4 protein-coding genes are annotated in these 4,812 nt (G+C 64.6%); 2 read left to right on the top strand and 2 right to left on the bottom strand.

Annotated elements, in window-relative coordinates; all coding sequences use genetic code 11:
* The coding region (locus tag B1C78_RS05055; protein ID WP_077278063.1) for a patatin-like phospholipase family protein at positions 1-853 on the top strand (853 nt) is incomplete at its 5' end.
* 5 nt (positions 854-858) lie between these two features.
* Positions 859-2,304: a GntP family permease gene (locus B1C78_RS05050; protein WP_077278064.1), complete on the top strand. Its 1,446-nt coding sequence runs from the start codon at positions 859-861 to the stop codon at positions 2,302-2,304.
* Positions 2,305-2,333: 29 nt separating this feature from the next.
* Here B1C78_RS05050 and B1C78_RS05045 read toward each other — a convergent pair whose 3' ends face one another.
* On the bottom strand, positions 2,334-3,506 hold the full coding sequence (locus B1C78_RS05045; protein WP_077278055.1) for a pyridoxal phosphate-dependent aminotransferase: 1,173 nt from the start codon (positions 3,504-3,506) through the stop codon (positions 2,334-2,336).
* Between the two features lie 300 nt (positions 3,507-3,806).
* Complete coding sequence (locus tag B1C78_RS05040) at positions 3,807-4,601, bottom strand: hypothetical protein (RefSeq protein ID WP_077278054.1); 795 nt, start codon at positions 4,599-4,601, stop codon at positions 3,807-3,809.
* Positions 4,602-4,812: the final 211 nt, after the last annotated feature.

Here is a 4,812-nt window from a genome sequence, read left to right as displayed (position 1 = left end):
GATCCCAAAGCGTGCGCTGCTCTCACCCGTGCAGCGCACGCTTTGGGATCGCATGACCGACAGCTTCAGCCTGGACCGTTCGCCCGGCTACCTGCTCTTCGAACAGCTGACCCGCCAGTTCTCCCCCTACGAACTCAACCCGCTCAACATCAACCCCCTGCGCGACCTGGTCGCCGGTCTGGTCGACTTCGAGCGCGTGAACCACTGTACCGATCTGAAGGTATTCGTCACCGCGACCAACGTGCGTACCGGGCGCGGGCGCACCTTCACACAACCGCGGCTGTCCGTGGACACGGTCATGGCCTCCGCCTGCCTCCCGTTCCTGTTTCAGGCGGTGGAGATCGACGGCGAGGCCTACTGGGACGGCGGCTATATCGGCAACCCGGCCCTCTATCCGCTGGTGGAGGACACCGCCACGCGGGACCTGATCGTGGTCCAGATCAATCCGCTGGTACGCGAGAAACTCCCGCGCACAGGGCGGGAGATCATCAACCGCATCAACGAGATCACCTTCAACTCGAGCCTCATCAAGGAGCTGCGCTCCATCGAACTGCTGCACCAGCTCATCGAGGCCGAGGGGCTCGAATCCGAGCGCTACCGGGACATCTACGTGCACCTCATCCACGCACACGAGGAACTCAAGGATCTGGACGCCTCGAGCAAGATGAACGCGGAATGGGCCTATCTCATGCATCTCAAGGAACGCGGCCGCAGCTGGGCGGACAACTTCCTGCAACGCCACTTCGATGACCTGGGCGTACGCTCGACCTTCGATCTGAAGAGTCTGTTCACAGACAGCTTCCGTCCCCCGCAGCTGCCGGAACACGGACCCGCCTCCGGGAAGGAGGAATGATCGCCATGCTCGGAATCGCCGTCATCATCATCACGCTGGCGCTGCTCATCTACCTCGCCTATCGCGGCATCAGCCTCCTGATACTCACCCCGGCACTGGCCACTTTTGCCGTGGTGGCAAACCTTGAGGGCCGCGTGCTGGCAAGCTACACGCAGATCTTCATGGGCAGCACCGCCGACTTCATCGCGCTGTACTTCCCCGTGTTCCTGCTCGGCGCCGTGTTCGGCAAGCTGATGGAGGACTCCGGCAGTGCAGAGGTGCTCGCCAACGCCATCATCGAAAAGCTCGGCACCGGACGAGCGATCCTGGCAGTGGTCCTGTCCTGCGCCGTGATGACCTACGGTGGCGTCTCGCTGTTCGTCGTGGCCTTTGCGGTCTACCCGATCGCCGCGGCGCTGTTCCGGCAGGCGGACATCCCCAAGCGCCTCATCCCCGCCACCATCGCGCTGGGTGCGTTCACGTTCACCATGACCGCGCTGCCCGGCACCCCCGCCATTCAGAACGCCATCCCCATGCCCTACTTCGGCAGCTCGCCCTTTGCCGCCCCCGGGCTCGGCATCATCACGGCGGCCGTCATGTTCGGCCTGGGCATGCTTTGGCTTCAGTATCGTGCACGCCGTCTGGCCGCCGAGGGCTACGGCGACCATGCGGATGCAGACTTCACCCCCGACAAGGAACTGCGCGAACGCGCCGCCGGAGAGGGATTCGACCTCATGGAGCTGCCGGTGGACAAGCGTCCGGCGGGGCCACCGCCGGTGCTGATCGCCATACTTCCGCTGGTGCTGGTGATCGCCATCAATCTGGTATTCACCTTCCTGGTGATCCCGCGCATGGAAACCGACTACCTCGCGCTGCCCATCTATGGAGAAACGAGCATCGAACAGGTGCGCGGCATCTGGTCGGTGATCGCCGCGCTGGTGCTCTCGCTGCTGGTACTGATCGCCACCAACTGGCGGCGCCTGGGCGGACTCAAGCAGTCCATCGACAACGGCGCCAACGCCTCCCTGCTGCCCATTTTCAACACGGCAAGCCTGGTCGGCTTCGGTGCGGTGATCGCCTCACTGGGTGCCTTCGTGCTCATCCGCGACGCCGTCGTTGGGGTGGGCGGCGATAACCCGCTCATCTCGCTCGCGATCGCCGTCAACGTGCTGGCGGGCATGACCGGCTCCGCCTCCGGGGGCATGAGCATCGCGTTGTCCACCCTGGGCGACACCTACCTGGAGATGGCCCGCACACACGGCATCAACCCGGACCTGATGCACCGCGTCACCGCGGTCGCCACCGGCGGGCTCGACACCCTGCCGCACAACGGTGCGGTGATCACCCTGCTCGCCATCACGCGTCTCACCCACCGCCAGGCCTACTTCGATCTGGCCATGACGGCCATGGTGGCCCCTTTCATCTCTCTGATCGTACTGATCACGCTGGGGACGTTGTTCGGAAGTTTCTAATGTCGTCTCTGGTGGCATGAACCACGCAGTCAGCGCGGGAAGGCCGCCTCGATCCGGTCGAAGGCGCGCTCGATCACGTCATCCTCCACACAGAAGGCCATGCGCACATGGCCTTCGCCCCGGGGTCCGAATGCCACACCCGGGGTCACGGTGACTCTCGCCTCGCGCAGCAGGCGCAGGGCAAACTCGGTCGAGTCCGTATGCGGCGCGAGGATGCGGGGGAAGACGTAGTAGGTCCCCTCGGGGCGCACGTATTCGAACACGTGGTCCACCGCGTCCAGCCGCGCGCAGATGAGATCGCGCCGGCGCGAGAGCGTTGATTCGAATTCCGCCAGGTGATCGGCGGGCTCGGACAGGGCGGCGATGCCGGCCGCCTGTGATACGCGCGGCGCGCAGATGACCATCGCGTCGTGCACCTTCAGCGCCTCGGACTTGATGGCCTCGGGCAGCACCGCGTAGCCGAGTCGCCAGCCGCTCATGGCATGGCACTTGGAGAAGGTGAACAGGTAGGCGATGTGTTCCGCGAACTCGGGGCGGCTGGCGAGATTGAAATACAGATCGGTGTTCTCGTAAACAAAGTGCGAGTACGGATCATCGATCAGCACCATGAGACCGCGCTCGCGGGCGATCTCGCCGACGCGCAACAGTTCCTCGCGGCGGAAGATGCGGCCCGTGGGATTGGAGGGCGTCACCAGGATGATGGCCCGGGTGCGCTCGCCGATCAGCGACGGCAGGGCCTCCACATCGAGGCTCCATCCCGTGGCTTCGTCGAGCCCCCAGTGGATCGGGACCCCGCCGCACAGGCGGATCTGCTGCAGGTGGGAGGCGAATCCGGGGTCGGTGATCACCACCTCATCGCCCGGATCGAGCAGCACGTGCAGGAGCGTGTTGATCCCCTGCATGTTGCCGGCGGTGATGACGATGTTGGCATCCGGGTCGACGGCGACCCCCGTCGCCTGCTCGTGGGCGCGCGCGGCGAGGCGGCGCAGTTCCGGCAGCCCGTCCGGGAGGGAGTACATGCCGAGCGCAGGGTCCGCGTCGAGCGCCTTCGCGACGGCGGCCCGGATGTGGGCCGGGGTGCGAAACGAGGGCAGGCCCCAGGTGAGCGAAGCGACATCCTCGAACCGGGTGGCCAGCATCGCCATCTCCTTTATGGCGGATATCCGCATCCCGGCCACGTTGCGCGCAATTCGCTGTGCCATGCTGCCCCCCGGTTCTGCCCGATGACCCTCTGATTCCCCGATCCTGCTGCGTCACCTGACCCCGGTCAACGATTGAGAGGCGCGGCATCCTCGATACAGGCGTCGCCGGCCCTGTGCTGCCCGGGCCCGAACGTAGGCGGCCCGCCCGCGGGCCGAAGCCGGAGGAAAAGGGGACGGAGGGAAAAGGGGAGGGAAAAGGGGACGAGGAGGAAAAGGGGACGGAGGAATTTTCTTCCATGAGCATCTCTAAGGTGCCGCTCCGACCGCGACCGTTCCACCCCCCTCTCGAGAGGCGGCGGATCAGTCATCCAGTCTAAACAGGCCCCTCAGCCGCTTGCGGAAGAGGACCAACAGCACGCCGAAGAATATGACCAGAAGGGCCCCCCAGAAATCGAGGAACGCCTCCCACGTCACGAGCCAGATCTGATGGGCATGGGAACGCACCTGTCTGGCGCGGTCGACTTTCACCGTTACTTGGAGGTGCGTCACCGCTTTCGGAACCGGTGCGCCGGTACAGTCCTGTGAGTTGTAGAGATACACTTCGGCGCCCACCCTGAATGTGCCCGGTTCCCGCGGGGTCAGGTGAAATTGCTTACTGCTGCCCGAAGGATGTATCAACAGGCAGATGCTTTCACTGGGAAAAACATCGAAAGCGGGCGCCTGGGGCGTAATCTTCGCCGTCTGTCCCACGGCGGGAAGGGTATCAGTCTCGAAGATCATGCCCGGTGGCCTGGCGGGCTCAACATCCATGGCGCCTATCCAGACCTGCATCCTCCCCGGTTCCCCGGGCATCGAAAGCACCTCGTCCGCTCCCAGCTCCACCTTGTATTGATCGAGCTCCGGCAGAGGCTTGTGCGGCTGGACTGATGTTCCGGCCCGGGGCAATGTCGGAATCTGATCCCGCATCTCGGGAGGCCGATCCGGTGCCATTTGGTATTCGCGCGAGTCTTCCCGGTAGGGCGGCTCCGTGACAATCGGTTCGTCGCCGATCGGCCGGTCCACCTGTTCCGGCATCTCGGACACGGGCAGGAACACCATAGTGCCCAACGCCAACAGGACTGCTCCGAACAGCAGTATCAACAGGAGCCTCTTCATCACGAGCCTCCCGCGGAGGTCAGGCTCCGCTCAAAGGCGACAGAACGCGCCCCGGCCCACCGCGCGCCCACAGAGACAGCCGCCGCGCACATCGGCAGGTACGGTGGGAGATTACGAAAATACTCAGTGGGAAGGTTTTGCGTCGTGCTTGCGTCATGTCGGGCCCTCCTTGCCCCAAGCACCTGAATCCAAGCTAGCCCGCATATTTCAC

Origin of the sequence: Thioalkalivibrio denitrificans, from assembly GCF_002000365.1 — a bacterium.
In the GTDB taxonomy this organism is placed as follows: Bacteria; Pseudomonadota; Gammaproteobacteria; order Ectothiorhodospirales; family Ectothiorhodospiraceae; genus Thioalkalivibrio_A; species Thioalkalivibrio_A denitrificans.
Note: the sequence above shows the minus strand (reverse complement) of the source record. Positions and strands in the feature narration are given on the sequence as shown.

What these genes read in the sequence shown, in the direction of transcription:
- B1C78_RS05050 (WP_077278064.1), top strand. Translation starts at nt 859, where the DNA reads ATGCTCGGAATCGCCGTCATCATCATCACGCTGGCGCTGCTCATCTAC.
- B1C78_RS05040 (WP_077278054.1), bottom strand. Translation starts at nt 4,601, where the DNA reads ATGAAGAGGCTCCTGTTGATACTGCTGTTCGGAGCAGTCCTGTTGGCG.
- B1C78_RS05045 (WP_077278055.1), bottom strand. Translation starts at nt 3,506, where the DNA reads ATGGCACAGCGAATTGCGCGCAACGTGGCCGGGATGCGGATATCCGCC.